The following is a 21,883-nucleotide window of genomic DNA, read 5'->3' on the forward strand; positions in this document are numbered from 1 at the left end:
TTGTCGAAAATCGGCTCTGAGCCCCCCCAACCAGAACAAACAAAGCCCGGCCGTTTCGGCCGGGCTGTTCTTCTTTCAATGTCGCCGTAAGATGGTCTGGACCCTAGATGATGGGATCTTCTTGGCCCACAATCGTGACGGTCATGATCGCTGTTGAAGACTGCCAATTGCTGTCGGTAACGGTGAACTCGAACGTTTCCGTTGCAGTCTCTCCATCATTCAAATAGCCAAAAGCATCAAAATCATTGGCATATCTGAATGTGCCGTCAAAGTTATCGTAGACATCGGTCAACCCGGAAGGTGGATGCGTACCACCCGGCATGAACGTCACCGTGTGATAGTCATTGGCATCCGGGTCAAGGAAATCCGGTGTGAAATTGAACGCCAGATCATCTTCTGAAACCGTAATGCCGAAGTTATTGGCGACAGGCGCATCGTCCTCACCTTCATAGGTGACATAAATCTGCTGGTTTGAACCCTCCACACCGTTTTCGATCGGCACGTATTCGTAGATCTCAGTAACCGTTTCTCCCAGCAGGAGGTAGTCGTAATTCATCTGGCTATCGAAGCCGTAGAGCGTCTCTGCACCGCTCGGTGTCTCGGACGGGAAGACTTGGGCGCCGCGCATACCGCCTTCGACCTTATAGAATTCGATCGTGTCGATGCCGCCAGTACCGGCACTCGGTAGCAGCGCACTGGCAGACGTATCGTTTTCGGAGGCCAAGAGATAGATATCGCCTGCAACTGGCGCACTGCCCTCTCCCTGAATGACGATCGTACCAGTCGCCATGCTGCTTTCACCAAAACTATCGGTTACCGAATAGAAAAACGTCTCGATGGCAGTTTGTCCGGCTCCCAGATAATCGTAAAAATCGCCGAAATCATAGGTGACAGTGCCATCCGGATGAGATGTCAAAGTGCCCGGACCAATTGGCCCGTCCGGACCTGCCCAGGGGTCCACCCAATAGGTTAAAAAGTCCCCGGCATCCGGATCAATGCCATTCAGGGCAAAGGTGATCTGACCATCCCCCTCATTGACATTCACCGTCATATCCTGCGCGACCGGCGCATCATTGACACCGTCCCAAGTCACCATTGCAAGCGCTTCGGAGGTCCCGCCAGCTGAATCTGTAACGACGTAGCGATAAGCCTCCGTCACACTCTGCCCCGCCGCCAAGAAGCTGTAGTCCTGCTGCGGGGTGAAGGTATAGAGGGACGGCCCATTTCCTAGCGTTCCGGTCACATATTGATCGGCGGACTGGCCAGTCGCCAGATCGAAGAATGCGACAGTGTGTGTATCAAATTGATCAGCATCGGTGATCAGGAGCGGAACGGACGCTGTCGCGTCAGAGGCAAGGGCTGATCCAAATGCGCTTACGGCAACCGGCGCATCATTTTCACCTGAGTAAACGATGGTCAGTGTATTCGTTGAGCTGGCACCTGAGTTGTCAGTGACGGTGAAATTGAAATTGTCGTACGCGAATTGACCCTCAGTCAGATAATCATAGGAATCATTTGCCTGGAACGTGTACGTACCATCGCCGTTGTCCAATACCAGTGTCGCGGACAGGCTAAAGCCGAGATCGAATGTAATGGTGTGTGTGTCCTCGGGGTCTGAATCCGTGAAAAGAGGTGTAAAAACGACATCTCCTCCATTTTCATTGGCGACAGCCCATGTCGCCTGTGCAACCGGCGCACTGTTGCCCCCCGAAGACATCGCTGCCATGGGCGCCATCATTGCAAACGCGGCTTCTTCTTCAGCCAGCTCCCCTTCAATGGCTGGTGCGCTAGCCACAGGCGAAGCTCCCGCTGCCCGCTCCTCGAGCAGCGCTGCGGCATTGCCGGTCATCGCATCCAGACCAGCAGACAAACTCGCCAAATCCAAGCGGATGTCGATATCGATCAATGCCTCCAAACCCGTCTCGGTCTGTTCGGTTTGGATGCGAAAATCTTCCGAATTTAGTGTCATGTTCAGCCCTTCCAATTGAGAATCAAATCAAAAGACGAGCTGAGCGATATCATTCAATTTTTAATTGCAAATATTGTCGATAAATACATATAGATGTAAAACTTTAAAATTGCCTCCTGCTATTTATTCCAGGCATATATTTGCCGATTATCCGACCTTTTTTCTAAAGAAACCGGGACCTTAATGCCATCGCGCCCTATTTAGACAATGAACACAAAACGAACTCTGAAGATCGTTGCAACCCATTCGTCAGCCAGATTCACTTGAGGAAAACTGCAGCGCGGCCGCTTGAGGGATATCAAGGCGCAGCCTGAGAGATCATTCGATAGTGGCGCCATGACGACAGATACGCTCTCCTACGCCATGCGCAACGTACCGCGCTACACCAGCTATCCAACCGCACCGCATTTTCACGGTGGGGTTTCGGCCGATGTCTATGCCGATTGGCTGCAATCCATCGGACCTCAAGATACGCTTTCCCTTTATTTGCACGTGCCCTACTGCCGGGAGATTTGTCATTATTGCGGCTGCCATACCAAGGCGACCCGCCAGGACGCCCCATTGAAGGCCTATGCAGATACGCTGTGCCGTGAGATTGAGTTGACTGCAACGCATCTAGAGCAGAGCGGCCCAGTCAAACACATCCACTGGGGCGGCGGCACTCCAAGCCTTTTGCCTAGGGAAAGTCTGGTCGAATTGACTGGTTTGATGCGGAAGCTGTTTACGTTCGACCCAGAACTTGAACATGCCATTGAACTGGATCCGCGCCTGGTTACCCAACCACTTGCTGAAACTTTGGTTCAGGTGGGCGTCAATCGGGCCAGCCTTGGCGTTCAGGACTTTGATCTAGACGTACAAAAGGCGATTGGCCGGGTTCAACCCTACGAAGTGGTCGCAAAAACAACCGGCTACTTACGAGATGCTGGTCTGGATGCGCTCAATTTCGACCTGATGTACGGCCTGCCGGGCCAGAGCGAAGAGACCATACTTGATACGGTCGAAAAGACCTTGTCTCTCAAGCCGGGCCGGATTGCGTTGTTCGGCTATGCCCATGTCCCTTGGATGCGCAAACATCAGCGGTTGATCGATGAAGCGACACTGCCGTCTGCCGCTGAGCGGATCGCACTTGCCGACTTGGCACGCGCAAAACTATTGGATGCTGGCTATGTTGCAGTTGGGCTGGATCACTTCGCCCGGCCGGATGACAGCATGGCCATCGCCCTTAACGACGGTTCTCTGAAACGCAACTTCCAGGGATACACAACTGATCAGGGCGAACAACTTATCGGCTTCGGTGTCTCCTCTATTGGCAAGCTAAGCAGCGGCTTTGTACAAAACCTGCCGGATGTCGGCAGCTGGCACCGGGCAATCGAAGCCGGCAATCTGCCGGTTTCCAAAGGTTTGGCGCTCTCCACCGATGACCGTCTGCGCGGCAAAATCATCGAAGAACTGATGACAAGCTATGCCTGTGATCTCGACGAGGTCTGCGCCACCTTCGACACTGGGCTTCAGGATTTGGAATCGTCGCTCACATCCTTGAATGAACTGGCAGCAGACGGGTTGGTGCAAATCGACCGGGAATTCGGCAATGGCACAAAAGTGCGGGTGACTGACCGGGGACGGCCCTATGTCCGGCTCGCAGCCGCCGCATTCGACGCCTATTTGGCGGATAGCCAGGCAAGCGGTACAGCGCGCCATTCAGCGGCAATTTAAATGGTGAGCTGGTAGCAAACACAAAAAGGCCGGTGAAAATCACCGGCCTTTTTGTTTCAATCAAATACTGAAATAGGAACTTAGTGCATTCCAGTCATTTGGCACAGACCGCACACTTTGTTCAGGTGGATCTTGTCAGAGCGGTCGACACGAATAATGCCGCGGCGCTTCATGTCCGACACCACCCGGCTGACGGTTTCAATGGTCAATCCGAGATAATCGGCAATTTCCTGACGTGTCATATGCAGTTGAAGATCGAATCCATCTGCCGAACCATCATTCGGCCCAACACATCCAAGTCCGCCGCGATCAGGAACAAGGTGTATCAGGAAACTGGCGACCCGCTCCACTGCAGATTTCCGCCCAAGCAAAACGGCGTGTTCGTGCAGGAGCCGCATTTGATTGGTGAGGCTTTTGGTCAGGAGGCGCTGCAATTCAGAAGAATTCTCAACCTGTTTCAGCGAAATCTCGTTAACTTGCGCGTCGGTGAGCGTTTCGGCCGTGCAATCGTTTTCCTCTGTCCCGGAGAAACCAAATAGGTCACCTGGACGCAACACTTCGACAACCTGGCGGCGGCCGTCCGGCAAAAGCTTGTAGAGCATCACCGTTCCACTCACCAGCTCATAGAGGCGCTTGGCTGGATCGCCTTCATAGTAGATTACAGCATGTGTCTCGAAATGAGCCCGCTTTGCGCCGAAATCCTCAAATGATGCCTGCTCGGTTGCACACATCGCAGCAGCCGTCCGGCTCGCACCTGCGCCGTGTCCGTAGCTTCCTGCATCAGTATATGCCATCTGTCCCTCCTTCGCGCAGATCCGCGCGCCGTATTCTGGCTATGACAATGGCCGGTGTTGTAATGACCTGCTCGGATAGCGCCAAGCGGACCATAGCCCCAACCATTCTGCAAAACGTCCCGTCCGACGTTCCGCAATTTGCAGGTTGAACTCTATCTATCAGATCTTGAAGGAGAAATTAGGGTGTCTGCGTAAGAGGAACTACATATGAGTAATTCCGACGCAGGCCATTATGACACAGCGTCGGCCAGCGTCTCTATTGACAGCGGCTTGCGGAGCACAGTCATGCCAGGAAGGTTTTGCATATGCCGGTTTAATCGGGCCTGCGGCTTACCAGATATGGCTATTATGCGGGGAGGCTCGGTGCGGGAATTAAGCTGTCGAGCAACCTCAACGCCGCTCATACCAGGCAAACCAAGGTCGAGAATGACCAAGTCATCCGCCGACACTTCTGCCTCGGTTAAGAACGTTTCGCCATCACTGTAGACTGCTGGATGATAATTGAGTTCACCGAGCACTATCGCTAGCGCATCCGCGACTGCTTCATCATCTTCAACAATGTGTACAACCACCAAGCAAATTCCTTCGGGACTAGCCCTATTACCATCCCCTATCTATAAATACGCGAATTCCTCTTCAGCTGATGTACGCAGTAATACGTTGTCGCACGAATACGTACACTTAAGCGGCCAAGTTTCTTTGAAAACTGCTGCTAACCGGCTGTACCATGACCCAAAACTATGCGCACGAGGTCAGCAGCATTGCGGGCACCAAGTTTTTCCATGATTCGTGCCCGGTGAACCTCAACCGTCCGTGGGCTAATGTTCAAAGAACGCCCGGCTTCCTTGTTGGACGCGCCGCCGGTGATTTCCTTCAAAACTTCCTGTTCCCGCCGGGTCAAAAGGTCAGCCCCTTGGAACGATAATGTTTCTTCACCCGACTGCCGCTGCTTCATGGTTGCAATGCTGTCGCGGACTCTTTCCAGAACCGAATCGGCGGAGAACGGCTTCTCAATAAAGTCGAAGGCCCCATTGCGGATCGCTTCGACAGCCATTGGAATGTCGCCTTGCCCGGAGATAATGAAGATGGGAGCTGGATAGTTTTCTGCGTTCAGAGCCTTCAGAATTTCAATTCCGGACCGGCCGGGCATATGAACGTCAAGCATGACACACGCCGGCACCGTTTTGCTGGCCGACTGAATAAATGCATCTCCATCCGTGAAAGTCTCGACTATGTAGCCTTCCATGTTGAAGAGAACTGACAAGGCATCACGCACCGCAGCATCGTCATCAACAATGTAAATGGCATCTGCGTTCGCTTTCATCGAAAAAATTCCTTTTGTTGCCTTTCGCACCGGCTGGCGGCACTTATTCCTGCAAGGTTTCTTCAGACATGACTGGCAGCGTTAAGAGAAAGGATGCCCCCTCGCCAGGGTCTGTCTGCTCAAGCCTCAAGTCTCCACCGTGATTTTGTGCAATGGACCGGGAAATCGCCAATCCCAGGCCAACACCTTTGTGTTTGCCACCGCTAAATGCCCGGAAGAGCACTTCTGCGACCTCTGCAGAGACCCCTGGACCATTATCTTTTACGCGGAATTCCAATCCTTCACCGCCCAATCGGACAGACAAAGTCACTTTCTTATGTTCTTGATCCGCGATCGCTTCCCGCGCATTGCGTATGAGGTTGATTAGGATTTGGCGAATTTGAACCGGATCCGCCATGAGCGGCGGCAAGTTGTCTTCAACCTCTGATGCCAGGACCGAAGAATCTTCTCCGCTGCCCAGTTCCGCCATTTCCAAGCAAGCCGCCACCAGCTCAGCCACATCAATGGCTGTGCGCTCCGGGGCTTTTCGCTCGACCAACTGACGCATCCGCTGGATGATTTCACTCGCCCGCTCCGCTTCCCGGACAGCTTTTGAAATCACATCAAGGATCTGCGGCGAGATACTGTCGTCAGACGCTGCCTTCCGGGAGACAGACTGCAGATAGAGCATAACCGCCGTGAGCGGCTGATTGAGTTCATGAGCGATTGCCGCGCCCATTTCATCCAGAGCGCTGAGCCGGGTCATATGCACCAACTGGGCCTGCGCTTTTTGCAAACGATCCTCAATTTGTTTTCGCGGACGCAAATCTCTGAGAATGCCGATGAACTGCCGGCCTTCAGGTGTCGACGCCTCGCCGACGGACAACTCTACGGGGAATACTGTGCCGTCCTTGTGTTGACCCTGCACTTCCCGGCCGATGCCGATGATCTTCTTCTGACCCGTATCAAGATAGTTTTGGACATAGCGGTCATGCGCGTTAGCGTAGTCGAACGGCATAATCCGGGTCACATTTTCGCCGAGCAACTCTGAAGCGCAAAACCCGAACAGCTTTTCGCACGCTTTGTTAAACGCCAAAATCTGGCATTTGGCGTTGATGACAATGATGCCATCGACAGCGGTATTAAACACGCTGTCCAAGCGTGCTTCTGATATTGCCGCGGCAACATCACCTCTGTCGATCACACTGTCTTCAGCCATCCCAAAACCCCGATGGAATTCATCTCCCATCAAGCTTTACGGATTTTCACTTAGTCCAGCAACCCGTCTTTAATCTAAATCTCTGGCAACCAAACGCTAATTCTCTGAATAGCTTCCTCAAGGTCACCCCGGCTGCGGGCGAAACACAAGCGGATATGGTTTTCGCCCCCAGCGCCAAAAGCTGTACCCGGCGCCAGCCCAACACCGGTCTGGCGTACACAATCCATCGCGAATTGACGCGTATCTGTAATCCCATCAATGGAGAAAAACAGGTAAAACGCGCCTTGTGGCGCAGACAACTTGATGCGATCCAACGCGCCAAGTCCGCCGACAACGCAATCCCGCCCCTCACGCGCGAGTTGTACCTGTTTATCCAAAAACGGCTGTCCATCGCGCAAAGCGGTTAAGGCAGCTCTTTGGGAAAACGCGGGCACTCCGGAAGTTGAATACTGAATAAGATTCTCAATTACCTGCCCGAGCTCCGGTGGCGCAGATATCCAGCCAACCCGCCATCCAGTCATCGCCCAGTTCTTGGACATAGAATTCACGTAGATGATCTGATCATCGTCTTCGGCGATGTCAAAAAAGGACGGCGCTCGAGGGCCTGCGCCATAATAAAAAAGCGCATAGATTTCATCAGCAATGATCCACAAACCATGTTTGCGGGCCAGATTGAGGACTTCCTTCAGCGACTCTTCATCGGCAACCCAACCAGAGGGATTGCAGGGGGTATTCAAGAAAATCGCGACTGTCTTAGGTGTGATGGCCGCTTCCAGGTCAGTAATATCCAGACGCCAGCCACTGTTTTCCAGCCGCATCGGCACTGATACCGGCACGGCGCCCCGTAATCCTACGGCTGCTTCAATATTGGGCCAGGCCGGAGTTGGAACGAGCACTTCATCTCCGGCCGAGGCCAGCGCCTGGACAGCAAGCTGGATGGATTGCATACCAGATCCGGTCACAAAGAAGCGTTCGGCTGAAAACTTGCGGCTATAGAGTGCCTGATGATAGTCGGCCAAAGCTTCGCGGAGCTCCGGGATACCGCGCTGAAATGTATAAAAAGTCTCACCAGCGTCCAGCGATTGTTTGGCTGCGGCGCAAATAAAGTCCGGTGTCGGCAAATCCCCCTCACCTGCCCAGAGCGGAATCAGGTCTTCCCGCCCCCATCCGGCATTGAACACTTCAACAATACCGCTTTCCGGCGCATGCCGGCTCTCAGGGCTCAACTTGTCGAATAGAGCAGTCAAATTGTGGTCCTCTGCAGGCTTGGGATTCATTCCTAACTTAGCCGCAATGCGCGCAAAGAACTCATGAAATGCTTTGAACTAAACTTCACAAAGGCTGATTGTTCCTCGAAAACTAGAACTAAACTTCAACCGCAACGGCTCCTTCGCCGCATGGCGAATAGACATCGCCATCAAGCTGTGGTCCGATCCCGCTGACAGTGGCAAAAAAGCCTTGAATTGACCGTTGGCGGCAATTCCTAGGTTACAATCGCTCAAACGCCACCCGGGAGGAAAACCGCCAGACTATGTTGCACGGATGGCTCGTTATACTGGCTGCAGGAGTTTACATCCTGTTGCTGTTTGCCATAGCAAGTTATGGCGACCGCATGGCAAGAAAGGTTCCGCGCCTGCGCGCTGGTGGGCGGCCTATGATTTATGCGCTTTCTCTGTCCGTCTATTGCACATCCTGGACGTTTTTCGGATCGGTCGGAAATGCCAGCCGAAACGGCATTGAATTTCTAACGATTTATATTGGTCCCATCCTGGTTTTTGCGCTCGGTTACCCCTTGCTGCGCCGAATCATTCATATTTCCAAGGCTGAAAGCATCACATCAATCGCTGACTTCATCGGTGCGCGTTATGGCAAAAGCCAATCCGTAGCTGCGCTTGCCACCCTGATAGCGGTTATCGGCATTATTCCTTACATCGCCTTGCAGCTTAAGGCAGTGTCACTCTCGATCACCACAATGGTCGGGCCCTTGATTTCACCGTCCGATTTTCTAATCCCGGTATTTGATGACATCACCTTGTTGATCGCGCTTGGAATGGCGATCTTCGGCTGGGCTTTTGGCACTCGTCATATTGACGCAACCGAACACCAGGAAGGGTTGATGCTGGCGATTGCCGCGGAAGCGATTGTCAAGCTGATCGCCTTCCTCGCTGTTGGTATTTGGGTGACCTACGGTCTGTTTGGCGGTCCATTCGATCTCGTTCGCGCCATTACTGAAGCACCAGAAGTTGCTGCGATATTCGACCAACCCATCCAAATGAGCAATTGGGTGGTGATGTCGACACTCTCCGCATTTGCGGTTCTGCTGCTGCCCCGGCAGTTTCATGTGACCGTCACGGAGAACAACTCAGACGGTGAACTGCGCCGCGCGATTTGGCTGTTTCCTGTCTATCTGGTTCTGATCAACCTGTTTGTCATACCCATCGCGGCTGCCGGATTGCTGCGCTTTGGCCAAGACGTCAATCCTGACACCTTCGTTTTGGCTTTGCCAATGGATGCGGGCCAGCAATGGCTTGCTCTTTTCGCCTTTATCGGTGGCCTGTCCGCGGCAACAGCTATGGTGATCGTGGCAGCCGTCGCACTCGCAATCATGATCTCCAATGACATTGTCGTGCCCTTGATGTTGCGCGGCCATGGCGAAGAGGAATTGGTGAACGTGCGCGGCCGTGATTTGAGCAAGCGGCTTATGACCATCCGCCGGCTGGCGATTTTCGCGATTCTGCTCCTTGCGTATGCATATTACCGGGCTGCCGGTGACACCGCGGCTCTTGTCTCTATTGGCCTCTTATCCTTTGCTGCTATCGCACAATTTGCACCCGCCTTTGTTGGTGCGCTCTATTGGCGCCGGGCAACGGCCACCGGTGCGCTCGCAGGACTAAGCGGCGGCTTTTTCCTGTGGGGCTACACGCTTTTGCTACCAACATTCGCGCAGTCCGGCCTCATCTCCGACACTATCCTTTTTTCGGGTCCCTTTGGCATCAGCGGATTGAGACCGGAATCCCTGTTCGGAATTAACGCGGATCCGTTTATTCACGGCACCCTCTGGAGCCTTGGCATCAATCTTCTTTTGTTCGTCACAGGTTCATTGCTGCGCAAACCGCTGCCCTCAGAAACATTGCAGGCAAACGTCTTTGTTCCGGCCGAATTGGCTCCCTCTCCAAACCTCAGGTACTGGCGCACAACTGTCACAGCCGGCGATCTTCAGGCCACAGTTGCCCGCTATCTTGGCGAGGAACGCACTGCCCGATCCTTCCGGCGATTTGCAAGAGAGCGCGGTATATCCGTTGAACCCAACACGCTTGCAGATGCCAATCTGTTGCGGTTTTCCGAGCAACTCCTAGCCAGCGCCATCGGCGCAGCCTCCGCTCGGCTGGTTTTGACTTTGATGCTCAAGCGGCACGATCCGTCGACAAAAGGCGCGGTTAAACTGCTTGATGATGCCTCCATGGCGATCCAGCACAACCGGGATCTGCTGCAAACTGCGCTTAATCAGGTCCGTCAGGGCATTGGCGTTTTTGATCGCGATCTGCGGCTGATCTGCTGGAACCGGCAATTCCGCGATCTGTTAGGGCTGCCGGCGGAATATGGCCAGGTTGGCACCGCCCTCGATGAGATCTTACGCTACAACGCCGAGCGTGGAGAACATGGCTCTGGACCGGTTGAAGTGATCGTTGAGGACCGCATTCAGAAACTTGTCATTGTCCAGGAAACCTATCAAGAAAGGCTGCACGCGAGTGGGACAGTTCTGGAAGTCCGGATCAGCCCGATGCCTGATGGCGGGATCGTAACGACCTACACTGACATTACCGAACGGGTGATGGCGGAAGAAGCGCTTGCCAAAGCCAATGAAACCTTGGAACGCCGTGTCCGGGAACGTACGGAAGAACTCACTCATGTGAACGACCGCCTTGTTGAAGCGACACACGCGGCTGAAGAAGCCAATATTGGCAAGACGCGGTTCCTTGCAGCTGCGGGCCATGACATCCTGCAACCACTCAATGCCGCCCGGCTTTACTCCTCGGTCCTTGTCGACAAGCTTTCAGACGGCGACAACGGCACCTTGGTTAAGAACGTGGAATCGGCACTTGAGTCGGTCGAGGATATTCTCGGCGCGGTGATGGATATCTCCCGCCTCGATACAGGTGCCTTAAAACCGGAACCAACCGTCTTCCGCCTTGACGACCTCCTGAAAGGTTTGGAGCTGGAGTTCAAACCGATCGCCGCGGAAAAGGGACTGGACCTTAAGATCGTGCACACCAGCGCCTCGATCCGGACTGACAGGCGCTTGTTGCGTCGCCTACTGCAAAACCTAGTTTCAAATGCTATCAAATATACGGCAGAGGGCCGGGTTCTTGTCGGCTGCCGGCTTAAGGAAAACCAGGTTTTGGTGGAGGTGCATGATACCGGCCTCGGCATTCCAGAAACCAAACAAAAAGCGATTTTTCAGGAATTCCATCGTCTTGACGACGGCATGCGTGTCGCAAAAGGACTGGGTTTGGGCTTGTCCATTGTTGAACGCATCAGCCATGTTCTCAAACATAACGTGGATCTGAAGTCGGAACTGGGAAAAGGCTCCTGCTTCACAGTCGAGTTGCCGCGCACGGCGCCGGTGCCCGAGCATCAACCTGCCCCGCAACCAAGTGCGAGTGTCAGTCAGCTGGACGGTCTTTGCGTAGTTGCTATCGACAACGAACCAGACATCCTTTCAGGCATGCGCCACCTACTCACCAACTGGAATTGTAAAGTGGTGACGGCATGTGATGATGCACAGGCTGCAACGCTGCTCAATCATGCCGGTTTTACGCCGGATGTGATCCTGGCAGATTATCACCTCGACAATGGCACCGGTATTGAGGCAATCGTCAAACTTCGCTGGAAGTTTGGCAGCCACATTCCAGCAATCCTGATTACAGCAGACAGAAGCCGAGCGGTGCGGACAGAGGCTTCAGACAAGGGGATTGCTTTCTTCAACAAGCCGCTGAAGCCGGCGGCCCTGCGCGCCCATTTGGGCCGCTGTCAGGCTGATCAAACAGCCGCTGAGTAGGTTTCTGTTGAGATAGTACGGTCAAAAACACCCGGTCTGGACGCCTGTTCACGCGTTGCTGGGGGCTAGTCCTGGCCAGCTGTCACCCTTTTGCGATTGCCTGGCGCTGTACTAGGTGCCCTGTCTTCCCAGGCTTCTTTTCTGACGGCGGTGATTTTCATCGGGTCGGCATTCGGTCTGCCGAAGTAATAACCCTGTAGATTGTCGCATCCGAGGGTACGCAATGCGTCTACCTGGAATTGGCGTTCCACGCCCTCAGCCGTTACTTCCAGGCCAATATTGTGGGCCAAAGCAATTATCGCGGAGATAATCGCCAACCCTTCACTCTGCTCTCCAATTTCATCAACGAAGGACTTGTCGATCTTTATTTTGTCAAAGTTATATTGGCGCAAATAGAGGAGTGATGAATACCCTGTGCCGAAATCATCCAATGCAATCCGGATACCCATATCCTTCAACTGCTGCAATTTGTCGGATGCCGAACCAACATCTTTCAGAAAAACGGATTCCGTGATCTCAAGCACCAGTCGCTCTCCGGGAAATCCAGTTTCCATCAATACGTCAGAAATCGTCTCCACCAGATTTGGGTCCATGAACTGGACCGCAGACAGGTTGACCGCAACAGTTTCGAGATCCGGGCAGCGCGCCGCTATTCGACACGCTTTGTCCAGAACCCAAGCACCTAAGGGCAGAATTAAGCCTGCATGTTCCGCAATCGGTATGAAAACATCTGGTCCGACATCGCCTCGTTGTGGGTGCTGCCAGCGAACGAGAACTTCACTTGAGATGACTTTGCCCGATCGGGCGTCCACAATCGGCTGGAATTCAACATCGAGCTTGCCGTTTTCAAACGCTTCTCGCAGATCTGTTTCCAGCTCCCGGCGCTCGCGCACTTCCAGTTGCATTTCCTCGGCAAACGCCAAAGCCCGTCCTCGGCCGGTTTCCTTTGCTTTATAAAGCGCAATATCCGCTTCACGCATCAAATCGTCGACGGTACCGTTTGCATTGCAGAGACGGGTAAAGCCAACCGTCGCGCCTACAGCGAATTCCCGGTGGCAAATGGAAAAAGGTTTGCGGGCAACCTGGACAAGTTCATCGGCAAAAGCCTGTGCTTCCTCATCGCTGGCGAAACTACCGAGCGCTGCAAATTCATCGCCACCAAAACGGGCAAGAACCGTCCGTCCTTCGCTAATGGATGTGAACCGTTTGGCCACCTGTTTCAGCAGCTCATCGCCGGCGGGATGTCCGCTTGTATCGTTGACAACTTTGAAGTTATCGAGATCGATAAGAAACAATGTTAGCGATTTATCACCGCTCTTCATTTGTTCGGCGAGCATCTCTTCAGACCGGTTCAAGAACCAGCTGCGATTGGCAATTCCAGTCAGGGAATCTTGTTCGGCCAACTGGGTAATCAAGGCATTTGCCCGGCGAACGTCAGTGATATCGGAGCCGACCCCCCGAAACCCGCAGAAGGTTCCTTGATCGTCATAAAGTGGCGCCCCTGCCAAAGACCACCAACGCTCTTCACCCTTTACGTCAACACCGATTTCCAGCGCCCGGAATGCGGACTTGCTCTCGATTGCAGCCGACAAAGTTTCCGCAGCACAGTGCGCTTCCGGCAAATTTAAGGAACTTGCCAGATCGGTGATTTGCATGGCTCGAAGTTCTTTGAAACTGCGGCCGGCGACTGTTGAGAACCGGATGGAGATGTTGCTAATCCGTCCCAACGCATTGGTTTCCCAAAGCCAATCGCTGTCTTTTTCTTCAATCTCGTTCATCATCAGCGAGATCAGATCGCCGCGCTGACGGAGCTCGCTTTCGGCGAGAAAATTTGATGTGAAAAGCCAGCTCGTCGATGCGACGCTGCCGATGATAATCAATGCAAAACTGGTTAGAAGGGTTATCAGAACCCAAGGCTGCGGTATGTCGGCTGTGACGAGACACGCTACACCGACACTGTAAAGAACCAGAAGCCAACGGAAGGCTGCTTGCGGCACAGTCGCTAACGCAAAACCACCACCACAAATCATTCCAATCGTCACAATGGACGACACCCAGAATTCGAAAACATCTCCAAAGGATAAAGCGGCGACCGGGACGACGGCCCACACTGCACTGAGGATCGTTGCATGCCGGACGGCTCGGGCAATGACTTTCGCTGAAGCTTGTTCAATTGGCCGCCGATTAAACTTGCGCCATTGGAGCGCCATCTGAAACAAAATACCAGCGACGGCCAAGAACCAGGCGAGAACAAGTCCGATTGGAACCGCAGCAAATCCGACGGCAACCAACGCCATTGCGTTGATCAGATTGCCCGCAATCATCAGTGGCGTTAAACGCAAGACGTTGGAGACTTGAGCGGCACGAACCCGCCGCATCACGGCTTCGTCTACGACCGGATATCCGAACGCCATGAGAAACGGCCGAATTGGTGTTTTTCGATAAGGGAGTACCTTGCGCCGCGTACTCCGGCGGCTCAAACGCCAGATTTGTCTTGCCGGGTTCAAAATCGCCAGCAAAATCACCTGGAGAATGGTTTTCCAGTGTGCGGCCAACCGCATGTTTACTCCGCTACTACACCCCAAAATGCCTGCGCTTCCTCAGGCGCATACACAGCCTAAATGGCCGCCTCTGAAATTACGGTAAAGGAAAGCAACCTCAGGAGAATATTTTTGAGTATTCAACAAATAGTTCCGAAAGAGACCTTTGCGGAAACACGGTTGCAGCAACTTAGAAAATAGAAAAACCCACACCCTACCCAAAAGTTGAAAGTATGAGCATTGTATATAAGATGGCCATCCCTGCGGCTCTTGCCGCAGGCCAACGACTGCAGTCACAAGTGGCGAAACGCCTACAGTATGTGCTTATACGGCGAACGAGCCGTCAAATTGCAGGCTTGAATCCGCCAACAATTGATTTCTCGCTTAAAGATCGGCAGCTTCTGAGGTTTCTCCGCCGATTTGCCACTGACCGGCTTCTATTTTGGAGGCAGCAATCACGGCTTGGGTGCGGCTTTCGACACCTAGTTTTTGCAAGATAGCCGACACATGCGCCTTAACTGTCGCTTCAGACACCGACAGCTCATATGCGATTTGCTTGTTCAGCAACCCTTCTGACAACATCATCAGAACACGGACTTGCTGCGGAGTCAGTGTTGCAAGCCTTTGCACCAAGTCGCCTGCGCCATCATCAGCTGTGAGATCGACATCCGGAGGTGTCCAAACGCTTCCTGACATGACTTCTGCAATCGCCTGACGAATGACTTCAATACCATGCGATTTCGGAATAAACCCGGACGCACCGAACTCCATCGACCGCCGGATCGCCTGTGGATCTTCATTGGCGGACACCACCACAACCGGCACACCGGAGTATTGGGCCCGGAGATACATCAGGCCTGAAAATCCGCGCATTCCCGGCATGGTCAGATCCAAAAGGATCAGGTCGACGTCGCCATCTTTTTCCAACAGTGCGGTGACATCTTCAAGCGCGCCTGCCTCAACAATCGAAGCCTGCGGATATTGAGATTCGAGCGTTTGGCGCAGAGCTCCGCGGAACAATGGATGATCATCTGCAATAACAAAGCGATATGTTGGCGCCGACACGTTCTATTCCTCCCAGTGCCGCCTATTCGAAGGCAGTATTGAACAAACCGGAGCTTGCGCATCCTCCTGGCGCAAACAGGTAACGTTCCAATACCGTCTAGTAGGCCGCGTGGTTTGTATTTATTGAAAGTATGTGCCTCATTCAGACCTTGAAAGTCAAACCCTCTATAGGCCTAGAATCTAAGCCACACCGCATGACGCACAATTTACCACACCCAAGGGTTGCTATGCGTTATATAAAATTCAACGCAACTATACTTCCCCTTATACGGGAAACTCCCTGCGGAACGCAACTGGAGCCTACGGTTGGCACAGATTAACCAAGAAGCAAACTGACATAAGCGCTGCGGAATACAACTCATTTTTCCACAGGAGACGAGCCTCTCGAATAAACACTTCAAAAACCATTGAAACTACAATAGCTTCTCAGCACAGAAATTCCTTTTTTAAGATCAAAGCTTCGATACCATGGCGCTGCACCCAACCCTTTATTCCTTCACCAACCGGTGGGAATGCGATGAAAACGATCATCTAAACGTTCAGTTCTACTTCAGCCGGTTCGATGAAGCTGATCAGCAATTCCGGTTGATCACCGGCCTGAGCGATGCTCTGGTAGGTGCCCGCAGGGTTCGGCATGTGCGCTATCATAAGGAGCTGCGCACAGGTGATTTGATCACCGTTCATTCAGGCATCGCGTTCGATGGGCCGCATATGCTGACGGTCGTTCACGAATTGCGAAATGCCGGAACCGGTGACTTGAGCGCAACGGCTATTGACGGCTATGAGCCCAGCGCCAGCACAGTCAAATCTCTGCGTCAGAGGTTCAAGGATCACCAATGTCCCATGAGCGAACTGGCCTCACCTCGCGGTCTGCCTGCAAGTCCGGCGAACAACAAACCGGCTTTGGATAAGCTTTTGCAGAACGGTGGCGGTTTGTGCTTCCGCGGAACAGTGCTTCCACGGCACGTCAATGCGGACGGGAAGGCAGATGATCAATTCGCGCTCGCCTGCTGTACAGATGCAGTCCCTCATGTATGGGAACGCAGCCCACTGACCCACACCTATCTGAGCGAACATAATCTCGGCCGTGTCGCAATGGAGATGAAGCTGATTTGGCACACGCCACTTAAATCGGGCGACGCTATCGTTGTCGCCTCCGGCTTTACCGGCGCTCAGGCAAAGACGTTCGGTATGCGGCACCACATATATGAAAGCCGCACAAGCCGGTTAGCTGCAACATTGGATGTCGTTGCCCTGGCAATGGATCTTGATGCCCGGAAAGCGATTGAACTGCCTGAGGCAGCGCGCAAGGCGATTGCAAAAATACAGCTAGACTGAAATAGGCGATTACATTTGGCTTAAAATGCTGATTTGAGCCAAACGCTCAGAAAGCGGTAACTGATTAGTTGCCGCTGCTGTCCAAATCCTTTTGTAGCTCACGCACCATGCCAAAGAAACGCCGCATGGCTGTTTCAGTAAAACTCAACACCTTATCAAGTTCTTCTTCGTCTTCAGCAGTCAGTTTTGAGGATCCATCCTCTGGAATCTTTTTGTCCACGGGGCGATCGACCGCAGATCCAGGGGGCAATGGAATGCCGCTGTCTTCTTTGCCAGCTTCCAGCGTCTCCAAACGTGCTGTCAAATTTTCCACTTCAGCAGCCAACGCATTGATTTCCGCAAGATAAGCCTCTTCCGCAAGCGGGACCGGATTACACCGCCAGTTGGCATTTTTTTGCCGGCAAATCGAGACAGTTCCATTTTGCCGGTCCACTCGGAGAATATCGCCGTCGGCAGCGACCAATGAAAAACGGTCGCTATCCCCTTCGGTTACCGCCTCAACAGCTTCAGGCGTAACTTCTGTTTCCGCCCGAACAGGTCCTGCTGCGAGAACTCCGGCACCAGCTAAAACCAAAATGGCTGCCGAGAAGTATGCGCGAGCCATAATACGTGTCTCCTAAAAACTGTTTGAAGATACACGCCGCTTGGCGCGATCAAACTACCGTTGCCACATTTCCATGGCCAAAGCACGGCCAGTTTAGACGTTTGTCACCGGGAACATACATCAACCTGCCACATCAGACCGGTGATCGAGCAACTTTTCAAGGGTTTCCAGACGATCAGCTTCGCCAGCAGGCTTATCCCAGCGGATCCGTGAAATTCGCGGAAAACGCATCGCCACGCCGGACTTGTGACGGCTGGATTTGTTCAAACCTTCAAATGCAACTTCCAAAACCAGCCCGAAATCGTGACCAAATCGCACTTCGCGAACTGGGCCGAAACGGTTCGTCGTATTGGCACGCACAAACCGGTCAATTTGCTGCAGCTCTTCATCTGTAAATCCAAAATAGGCTTTGCCCACGGGCACCAGCCCTTCACCTTCCAGACCATCCCGCCAGACGCCAAACGTGTAGTCGGAATAAAACGATGATCGCTTGCCATGCCCTCGCTGCGCATACATCAACACCGCATCGATAAGATGCGGATCTTGTTTCCACTTGAACCAGAGGCCTTTTGGGCGCCCACCGGCATAGGGCGCATCAAGCTTCTTGAGCATTACCCCTTCAACTGCTGCGGCATCATCGGGGCCCAGAAATGCGTCGGGATTGCTGCGCGCCTCTGTAATTTCATCCCATGTATTAACATTTACGAGTGGCGAAATATCGATCTTGGGATGCGATATGTCTTCAACAAAACCTTCCAACCTTGTCCGCCGGTCCGCAAATGAGAACCCGCGCAGGTCTTCACCATTCAGCGTCAGCAGATCGTATGCACGGATTGCCGCGGGAAATTCACGCTGAAGTTTCGGGCCCGCCGTCTTTCTGTTGAGACGTTTTTGAAGGTCGCCAAAAGGCCGAACTTTACCGTCTGCAATGACCAGCAACTCGCCGTCAATGCAGCCGTCAAAAGTCATCGCCTCCAAGACATCTGGGAAAGCTCTCGAAATGTCGTCTCCGGTCCGGCTGAACAACCGGCGAACCTCTGTCCCATCCTCCGCAAGCCCTGCCGCCGCCTGAATGCGGATGCCGTCCCATTTCCATTCAACGGCAAAATCGGTTGCTTCAAGCTGATCTGGGTCTCGATCTGCATCAAGAGGGTGGGCCAGCATGACGGGTCGGAAGGGTGCTGGGTCCAGATTGTCCGGGCGCTCTCCTTTGCCCTCGGCCCAGGCAAATAGGGTTTCATAGGGCGGCTTCAGACCGAACCAAACCTCTTCGATATCTGAAACTTTCAATCTTCCAAGGCCCGCAAGCGCCGTTTTAGCCAACCGCGCTGAGACACCGACCCGCAGCCCACCGGTCACCAACTTGAGGAGCGCCCAGCGCCCGGTTTCATCCAAGTGGTCCAACCAATTGGTCAGCAATCGCGGTACGTCGGTCTTGCCCGCATTTTCCAACGCATCAACCACGTCAGCCAGTTTTACTTCGTCTGTCTGTTTTTCCGTGTCCACACCAGTTGGAGACGGCCACATCAATGCGATGGTTTCTGACAAGTCTCCGACAAAATCATAAGAGAGCGCAAAGAGCTGGGGATCGGAGCGCTCCCCTATGAGCGATTTTAAAACTGCGGGTTTTGCGTGTTTAAACTTTAGATCGCGTGTCAACGCTGCAAGCGCAAATCCCCTGTCGGGATCGGGAACACTTTTGAAATAGCTGACCAATAGCGCTTCTTTTGCAAGGCGCCTTGGTTCCAGTGACAGCCGGTCCAGGAGTTGAGAAAAAGCACGCATGGATTCACATAGCCGGATCGGGGCCTCGGTCAAAACCCCTACCGGCTATATGTTTTTGACAGTCTCCAGATCAAGTGCCGGGATCAGGCCGCATCACTTAAGGCAACTTCGTTTGAAATGCGCTGCAGGCCAGCGGCATCCTCGCGGATCCATTTCACGACCATCGGCACCTGCGCGCCTGAGAAGTCCACATATGTTAGGCGCATGCCTTCTTTGATTCCCGGAAAAACGATAACGCCAACTCCGCCATCCGAGCTGTTCACCAACCGCGTAGAATGTTCCAACCCATCTTCGGAGATTAACGTGATTTTCTGTCCTTGTTCCTGCTTTCGGCTCGCCCGGCGGCGTTCTTCGACATCGTGAGCCATTTGTTCAAGGAACCCCTCGATACCGGTCGACATCTGGTCCGCGACATTTTTCACAGCCACTGCAATTTCATCCACCGTTTGCGCTTCACCTGCAGTCGCCTGAATCGCTTGATCCACGGTTTCTGCGCTTGTCACCGCATTTGCAGTCTCACTGGCAGCCATTGTAATGCTTTGCGTAATCTCGTGCGTGGCAATGCTTTGCTCATCAACAGCGCTTGTGATGGCGCCTGTGACTTCACTAATGAGCTCAATGGATCCAGAGATCTTGCGAATGGAGTCAACAGCCTCGCTTGTCAAACCTTGGACCGAAGAAATCTGATTGGATATCTCTTCTGTCGCTTTTGCCGTCTGTGTCGACAGCTCTTTCACTTCTGCTGCGACAACTGCAAACCCTTTACCAGCATCGCCGGCGCGGGCGGCTTCGATTGTGGCGTTGAGCGCCAACAGGTTGGTTTGTTCTGCAATCGCCCGGATCATCTCAACGACCGTACCGATTTTTTCGACCGCGTCCGCCAGACTGGAAACATTACCATCCGTTTGCTTGGCTATTCCAGTAGCGTCGCTGATAACATCGGTTGCCCGTCCGGCTTGATTGAGAATTTCCTGAATGGCAGCCGACATTTCCTCGGCGGCGGCTGCAACCGTCTGCACATTGTTAGATGACGATTCAGAAGCCCCTTTTGCTTCACCAGCTGCGGAAGACGCATCCTGGGAGATATGACGGACGCGCGAAGCAATATCCGTCATCTGACTGGTCTTATCGTCGACGTCTCCGGTAACGCTCGCCATCAGGTTTCGGAATTTCTCTATCAACTCCTCGACGTGGTTTTGACGCATCCGTTCGCGATCACGTTCCTTGGCCGCCTCCATTTCAAGGGCTGCACGCACTCGGGCGTTTTCCTGAAAGACTTCGCCGGCTCGAGCGAGATCGCCGATAACATCGGCCCGGTTCAAGAACGGCATCTTAAAGTCCAAAGCACCTTCGGCGATATCTACCAACTTGCCGGCCAGTTTCGCCAAAGTGTTGTTTACTTTGCGGATCTGCCAGACACAAAGGCCAAGAGTGAGCAGGACAACAAAAACCGTTTCCCAGACCACCATCATGAAGTGCTGGTTGGCGCTGTCAGCAAGTTCCTGGGCCCGTTTTTCGCCTGCGTAAAGCATCTCAAGAGACGCATTGCGCATCAAATTAAGCCGTTCGGTTGCCTTACCAAACCAGACCGAGCCATCAATACCCTGTCCATCTTTTGTTTCCGGTAAGGTTCGAAGAACCTTGCGCCATTCTACGACTTGAGAAACCGCTGGTCCTGAAACCATCTGGTCGAACAACTCAATATGGTGTGGGAAGGCGATCTCTCTGAAGTCTTTGAGAAAGGCGTTTTCAACTGACAAGCGATCGAAGTATGCCAAAAACCGTTCTTTTGGCACGTCTCCGGTTTTTCCGACAATCGTGAACAGTTGACCACCAATCGCACGTTCAAGGCCGCCCGCCTCAATAGCTTCCGTTAACAGGAGAAACGGTGACATATCTTGCGCGTATTCACTGTCTGCGCTTGCTTGAACGCCCGCCCAAATCAGAGCAACCAATTGGCGGATGTTGCCTGAATAAAATGCAAGGTTCTTGGAGCCATTGATACTCTTGTTATCAATCCCGCTGCGGTGTTGACCGATGGCATTAAGGTGATTTGCCATCTCCCGGGCCTTTTCCAAAACCACCTTGTTGTGAACAGAGAAACCAGCAACAGCGGTCTGAAAGTCCTCAACAGCCTTGTCCGTCGCTTTCCGCTGTTCTGCCAAGAGTTTTTTGGGGTTGTCCGCATATCCGGTCGCGATCATCACCGCCGTCCGGCCACGCTCTTTCTGCAACTCGTGAATGACTGCTTCCGACCGTTCCGCCATCACTGCTTTTGGAAGGATATCAGATGCGATACGGCTTTCATTTTGCGCTTCATAAAGTGCGATGAAACTTTGAAATAAAAAAGCCAGCAGCGGAACAATCGCAAGCAACGCGATCTGAGCACGAATTGATTTGAACATAACAATCCCCAAACAGAAAACCCGCCCCAAATAACGCTAGGTAAAGTTAAGAAAATATATAAACCTGAGGATGAAAAATTGTCGCACCG

14 protein-coding genes are annotated in these 21,883 nt (G+C 53.1%); 3 read left to right on the forward strand and 11 right to left on the reverse strand.

Annotated features, from left to right (window positions below; all coding sequences use genetic code 11):
• Positions 1 to 103 precede the first annotated feature (103 nt).
• The gene (locus FJ695_RS24600; RefSeq protein WP_141187905.1) at positions 104 to 1,969 is read right to left on the reverse strand and encodes an Ig-like domain-containing protein; all 1,866 of its coding nucleotides are present in this window, start codon (positions 1,967 to 1,969) and stop codon (positions 104 to 106) included.
• A 336-nt stretch (positions 1,970 to 2,305) separates the two neighbouring features.
• On the opposite strand from FJ695_RS24600, the gene hemN reads away from it, so the two are divergent.
• On the forward strand, positions 2,306 to 3,682 hold the full coding sequence (gene hemN / locus FJ695_RS24605) for an oxygen-independent coproporphyrinogen III oxidase (RefSeq protein ID WP_141187906.1): 1,377 nt from the start codon (positions 2,306 to 2,308) through the stop codon (positions 3,680 to 3,682).
• Between the two features lie 80 nt (positions 3,683 to 3,762).
• On the opposite strand, the gene FJ695_RS24610 is transcribed toward hemN, so the two are convergent.
• The 5 genes from FJ695_RS24610 to FJ695_RS24630 all read right to left on the reverse strand — a co-directional run bounded on the left by FJ695_RS24610 (position 3,763) and on the right by FJ695_RS24630 (position 8,245).
• Positions 3,763 to 4,476, reverse strand: coding sequence for a Crp/Fnr family transcriptional regulator (locus FJ695_RS24610; RefSeq protein ID WP_209010803.1), 714 nt, complete (start codon positions 4,474 to 4,476; stop codon positions 3,763 to 3,765).
• A 230-nt stretch (positions 4,477 to 4,706) separates the two neighbouring features.
• Positions 4,707 to 5,048 (reverse strand): response regulator, encoded by a 342-nt coding sequence (locus tag FJ695_RS24615; RefSeq protein ID WP_141187907.1) that lies wholly within the window; start codon positions 5,046 to 5,048, stop codon positions 4,707 to 4,709.
• Between the two features lie 140 nt (positions 5,049 to 5,188).
• Entirely contained in the window at positions 5,189 to 5,800 is a 612-nt protein-coding gene (locus FJ695_RS24620) for a response regulator transcription factor (protein WP_141187908.1), read from the reverse strand.
• 43 nt (positions 5,801 to 5,843) lie between these two features.
• Positions 5,844 to 6,998, reverse strand: a complete 1,155-nt coding sequence (locus FJ695_RS24625) for a nitrogen regulation protein NR(II) (protein ID WP_141187909.1) — start codon at positions 6,996 to 6,998, stop codon at positions 5,844 to 5,846.
• Positions 6,999 to 7,072: 74 nt separating this feature from the next.
• Complete coding sequence (locus FJ695_RS24630; RefSeq protein ID WP_141187910.1) at positions 7,073 to 8,245, reverse strand: pyridoxal phosphate-dependent aminotransferase; 1,173 nt, start codon at positions 8,243 to 8,245, stop codon at positions 7,073 to 7,075.
• A gap of 284 nt (positions 8,246 to 8,529) precedes the next feature.
• On the opposite strand from FJ695_RS24630, the gene FJ695_RS24635 reads away from it, so the two are divergent.
• On the forward strand, positions 8,530 to 12,057 hold the full coding sequence (locus FJ695_RS24635) for a PAS domain-containing hybrid sensor histidine kinase/response regulator (RefSeq protein WP_141187911.1): 3,528 nt from the start codon (positions 8,530 to 8,532) through the stop codon (positions 12,055 to 12,057).
• A gap of 65 nt (positions 12,058 to 12,122) precedes the next feature.
• Here the strand turns inward: FJ695_RS24635 and FJ695_RS24640 are convergent, their stop codons facing one another.
• Both FJ695_RS24640 and FJ695_RS24645 read right to left on the reverse strand, forming a co-directional pair.
• Complete coding sequence (locus FJ695_RS24640) at positions 12,123 to 14,618, reverse strand: bifunctional diguanylate cyclase/phosphodiesterase (protein ID WP_141187912.1); 2,496 nt, start codon at positions 14,616 to 14,618, stop codon at positions 12,123 to 12,125.
• A gap of 363 nt (positions 14,619 to 14,981) precedes the next feature.
• Positions 14,982 to 15,662, reverse strand: coding sequence for a response regulator transcription factor (locus tag FJ695_RS24645; protein WP_141187913.1), 681 nt, complete (start codon positions 15,660 to 15,662; stop codon positions 14,982 to 14,984).
• Positions 15,663 to 16,130: 468 nt separating this feature from the next.
• Between FJ695_RS24645 and FJ695_RS24650 the strand changes: the two genes are divergently transcribed.
• Positions 16,131 to 17,000 carry a thioesterase family protein gene (locus tag FJ695_RS24650; protein ID WP_141187914.1) on the forward strand — a complete coding sequence of 290 codons (870 nt, stop codon included), beginning with the start codon at positions 16,131 to 16,133 and terminating at the stop codon, positions 16,998 to 17,000.
• Positions 17,001 to 17,064: 64 nt separating this feature from the next.
• Here FJ695_RS24650 and FJ695_RS24655 read toward each other — a convergent pair whose 3' ends face one another.
• The 3 genes from FJ695_RS24655 to FJ695_RS24665 form a co-directional block, all read right to left on the reverse strand.
• On the reverse strand, positions 17,065 to 17,604 hold the full coding sequence (locus tag FJ695_RS24655) for a hypothetical protein (RefSeq protein WP_141187915.1): 540 nt from the start codon (positions 17,602 to 17,604) through the stop codon (positions 17,065 to 17,067).
• Positions 17,605 to 17,724: 120 nt separating this feature from the next.
• Complete coding sequence (locus tag FJ695_RS24660) at positions 17,725 to 19,389, reverse strand: cisplatin damage response ATP-dependent DNA ligase (RefSeq protein WP_141187916.1); 1,665 nt, start codon at positions 19,387 to 19,389, stop codon at positions 17,725 to 17,727.
• Between the two features lie 83 nt (positions 19,390 to 19,472).
• Complete coding sequence (locus tag FJ695_RS24665; protein WP_141187917.1) at positions 19,473 to 21,794, reverse strand: methyl-accepting chemotaxis protein; 2,322 nt, start codon at positions 21,792 to 21,794, stop codon at positions 19,473 to 19,475.
• Positions 21,795 to 21,883: the final 89 nt, after the last annotated feature.

It is taken from the genome of Labrenzia sp. PHM005 (assembly GCF_006517275.1).
Taxonomy (GTDB): domain Bacteria; phylum Pseudomonadota; class Alphaproteobacteria; order Rhizobiales; family Stappiaceae; genus Roseibium.